At 66.2% G+C, this 3,628-nt stretch carries 5 protein-coding genes; all 5 read left to right on the top strand.

The genetic code is table 11. From position 1 onward, the window contains the following. On the top strand, window positions 1–773 hold a 773-nt coding region (locus tag HUK84_RS12485; RefSeq protein ID WP_176640584.1), incomplete at its 5' end, for a MotA/TolQ/ExbB proton channel family protein. A gap of 2 nt (window positions 774–775) precedes the next feature. Next, window positions 776–1,201 carry an ExbD/TolR family protein gene (locus HUK84_RS12480; RefSeq protein ID WP_176640583.1) on the top strand — a complete coding sequence of 142 codons (426 nt, stop codon included), beginning with the start codon at window positions 776–778 and terminating at the stop codon, window positions 1,199–1,201. A gap of 148 nt (window positions 1,202–1,349) precedes the next feature. Then, window positions 1,350–1,784, top strand: a complete 435-nt coding sequence (locus tag HUK84_RS12475) for an ExbD/TolR family protein (protein WP_176640582.1) — start codon at window positions 1,350–1,352, stop codon at window positions 1,782–1,784. A gap of 4 nt (window positions 1,785–1,788) precedes the next feature. After that, window positions 1,789–3,024 carry a tetratricopeptide repeat protein gene (locus tag HUK84_RS12470; protein WP_176640581.1) on the top strand — a complete coding sequence of 412 codons (1,236 nt, stop codon included), beginning with the start codon at window positions 1,789–1,791 and terminating at the stop codon, window positions 3,022–3,024. A 190-nt stretch (window positions 3,025–3,214) separates the two neighbouring features. Then, a partial coding sequence (locus HUK84_RS12465) for a response regulator transcription factor (RefSeq protein ID WP_176640585.1) occupies window positions 3,215–3,628 on the top strand: 414 nt, incomplete at its 3' end.

The raw sequence follows: 3,628 nt of genomic DNA, 5'->3' as shown, positions 1-3,628 counted from the left end.
CTCCGGCGACCCCGCCGGTCGAAGCCGCCGCCCCCAAGCCGGCCGGCAACCCCTACGGCCTGGATGCGCTGTGGCGCAACGGCGACATCATCGCGCGCGGCGTCCTGCTGATCATGGTCGGCATGTCGCTGGGCACGTGGTACATCATGGTCACGAAGTTCTTCGAGCAGGCGCGCATGTTCTCGGCCGCCAAGGAAGCGGCGAAGACCTTCTGGACCAAGTCCTCGATCCAGGAAGGCGCCGCGGCGCTGAAGCCCTCCTCGCCGTTCCGCTACATCGCCGACACCGGCATCGTCGCCGCCGAGCACCACGAAGGCACGATGCAGGAATCGATCGACCTGCATAGCTGGACCTCGATGTCGATCCAGCGCGCGGTCGACACCATCCAGTCCCGCCTGCAGGGCGGCCTGGCGTTCCTCGGCACCGTCGGCTCGACCTCGCCGTTCGTCGGCCTGTTCGGCACCGTGTGGGGTATCTATCACGCCCTGACCGCCATCGGCATCGCCGGCCAGGCGTCGATCGACAAGGTCGCCGGCCCGGTCGGTGAATCGCTGATCATGACCGCGATCGGTCTGGGCACCGCCGTTCCGGCCGTGCTGGGCTACAACCTGCTGGTCCGCCGCAACAAGGGCGCGATGGACAAGGTCCGCAATTTCGCGGCCGACCTGCAGTCCATCCTGCTCGGCGGCTTCCGCCACGGCGTCTCCCCGGACATCACGGTCCGTCCCGACAGCTCGCCGACCACCACCACCACCTCCAACCGGGTTGCCTGAACATGGCGATGCAAGTCGGAGGCGGCGGCGATGAAGACGAGGTGGTGTCCGCCATCAACACCACTCCGCTTGTCGACGTCATGCTGGTGCTGCTGATCATCTTCCTGATCACCATCCCAGTCGCAACACATACGATCAAGGTCACCCTGCCGCGGGACGCCAACCAGCCCACGCAGACCAAGCCCGGAAACGTGGTGCTGGCCGTGACCGAGAACGGACAGGTCTACTGGAACGAGGTCGCGATCAAAAGTCGCGCCGACCTTCTGGACCGGCTGGAGAAGATTGCGGTGCTGAAGCCGCAGCCTCAGATCCAGATCCGCGGCGATGCCAAGTCCCGGTACGAAGCCGTCGGGCGGGTGATCGCGACCTGTCAGGAGGCCGGGATCTATCACGTGGACTTCATTACCGAGCAACCGCACTCGGATTGAGGCAACAGGACACCCGGCGCCGTCCAGGCGGCGCCGGGCCCTCCGGGAGATCCCACATCAGGGCCTCGGTGCCGCCATCCCGCCGCCGATCCGCGATCGGTCCGGACGGCAGGTTCGTTGACCCGCGCTTTTTAGAGAGTACATCGCCATGGCCATGAGTGTCGGCACCGAAGGCACTACCGAAGACGAAGGCATTGTCGATATCAACACGACGCCGCTGATCGACGTCATGTTGGTGCTGCTGATCATGCTGATCATCACCATTCCGCTGCAGACGCATTCGGTCGCGCTGGACCTGCCGCAGGGCAATCCGCCGCCTTCGACCGAAGTGCCGAAGGTCGTGACGCTGGCGATCGATTTCGACAACAGCATCAGCTGGAACGGCGAGCCGATCACGGACGAAGCGTCGCTGCAGGCCCACATCACGTCCGCCGCCGCCATGCCCGACCAGCCCGAGATGCACATCCATCCGAACCGTCTGGCCGACTACAAGACCGTGGCGCACGTCCTTGCGGATTGCCAGAGGCTTGGCATCACCAAGCTGGGTATCGTAGGTCAGGATCAGTTCATGGAAGGACAATGAGCTGATGTCGTCATGTCTGTTCCGCGCCGGCCGTCTCGCCGGCGCGATCGTTGCATTTTCCGCTTCGGCAGCCCTTGTCCAGCCCGCCTCGGCGGCAGATACGCTGAGCATGAAGGTCGGCAAGCCGTTGCAGCAGGCGCAGGCCGCGCTGGCCGCGCATAATTATGCCAAGGCCATGAGCGCGGTCGACGCCGCGGCGGCGGTGCCGGGCAAGAGCGAGTATGAAGACTATACCATCACCCAGATGCGTGCCGCCGTCGCGGCGCAGTCGGGCAACGTGGCCGCGGCGACCGCCGCCTATGACAAGCTGATCGCGTCCGGCCGCACGCCCAAGGACGCCAAGCTGCAGATGATGATGGCCGAGGCCACCATGGCCTATACCGCGAAGGACTACCCCCGCGCGGTCGCCAGCATCGAGCGCTACCTGAAGGCGGCTGGCAGCAATCCGGCGATGGAAACGCTGCTGATCCAGTCCTATTACCTGCAGCGCGACTATGCCAACGCGGCGCGCGTGCAGCAGGCGCAGATCGCCGAGGAGATCAAGGCCGGCAAGGCCCCCGCCGAATCCCAGTTGCAGTTGCTGGCCGCGTGCCAGACACAGCAGAAGGACCTGACCGGCCTGAACGACACCTATGTCCAGCTGGTGTCCTATTATCCCAAGCCCGAATATTGGGCGCTGATCCTGCATGGCCTGATGGTCGACCCGAAAGTGTCGCCCGCGCTGCAGCTCGATGTCTATCGCATCCGCCAGGCGGCGGGCGTGCTGACGGCCCCGGCCGACTACATGGACATGACCGAGCTGGCGATGCAGGCCGGCCTGCCGCAGCTTGCGCTGGACCTGATGAATGCCGGCTATGCCGGCGGCGTGCTGGGCAAGGATGCCGGCGCGGCGCGCGAGGCCAGGCTGAAGGCCATGGTCGTAAAGGCCGTGTCCGACCGCAAGGCGGCGATCGCGGCGGACGAAGCCGCCGCGCAGCAGGCGCCGACCGGCAATTCCCTGCTGACCGTCGGGTATAATTACGTGACGTTCGGCCAGGCCGACAAGGGACTGGCCGTCATGCGGCAGGGTCTGGCGAAGGGGCCGCTGGACCCGAACATCGCCAGGCTGCATTACGGCCTGGCCCAGATGGCGGCCGGTCGCGACGCGGACGCCGTCGCCACGCTCAAGACGGTGGGCGGCGACAACGGCGCGCGCGCCATCGCGCAATTGTGGGTCCTGAAACTGTCGGCGCATCACTGACCGCTTTCACGCCGATCCTCATGCATGGATCCGCATGCGCTGATCTGTTGCCGGCACAGCCGGGCGGTGTCCTCCGCCCGGCTTTGTCTTTGGAGGATGGTTTTCGTCGCATCGGCTTGTACGGTATCCTGTGGGCCGCATAATCAAGCGGCCCAGTCCGCGTTCCAAAGGCCCGATCTCTCCCGTGACGATGCCCCAGACCTATTCCGACGCCGATCTGCCCGCCCGTATCCTGGTCGTCGAGGACGATCCAGGCATGCGTACCCTGCTCGTGCGCGTGCTGCAGGGGGACGGCTACCGGGTGCGGGGCGTACAGGACGGGCGCGAGATGTGGGCCGCCCTGGCCGCGTCGCCGGCCGACCTGATCGTGCTGGACGTCATGCTGCCGGGCAGCAACGGGCTCGATTTGTGCCGGTCGCTGCGCAGCGGCGGCATGGGCATGGGCAGCGCGGGCGCCGAAGCGGCCGGACAGGTGGACCGGCAGACGCCCATCATCATGGTCTCGGCGCGGGGCGAGGAACTGGATCGCGTGCTGGGGCTGGAACTCGGGGCCGACGATTATGTGGCCAAGCCCTTCGGCCAGAAGGAATTGCTGGCGCGCGTG

This window comes from Nguyenibacter vanlangensis, assembly GCF_013376155.1.
Lineage (GTDB): Bacteria > Pseudomonadota > Alphaproteobacteria > Acetobacterales > Acetobacteraceae > Gluconacetobacter > Gluconacetobacter vanlangensis.
This window is presented reverse-complemented; position numbering and strand designations above follow the sequence as displayed.

Coding starts and splice junctions, on each gene's coding strand:
- HUK84_RS12475 (WP_176640582.1), top strand. CDS start 1,350: ATGGCCATGAGTGTCGGCACCGAAGGCACTACCGAAGACGAAGGCATT.
- HUK84_RS12480 (WP_176640583.1), top strand. CDS start 776: ATGGCGATGCAAGTCGGAGGCGGCGGCGATGAAGACGAGGTGGTGTCC.
- HUK84_RS12470 (WP_176640581.1), top strand. CDS start 1,789: ATGTCGTCATGTCTGTTCCGCGCCGGCCGTCTCGCCGGCGCGATCGTT.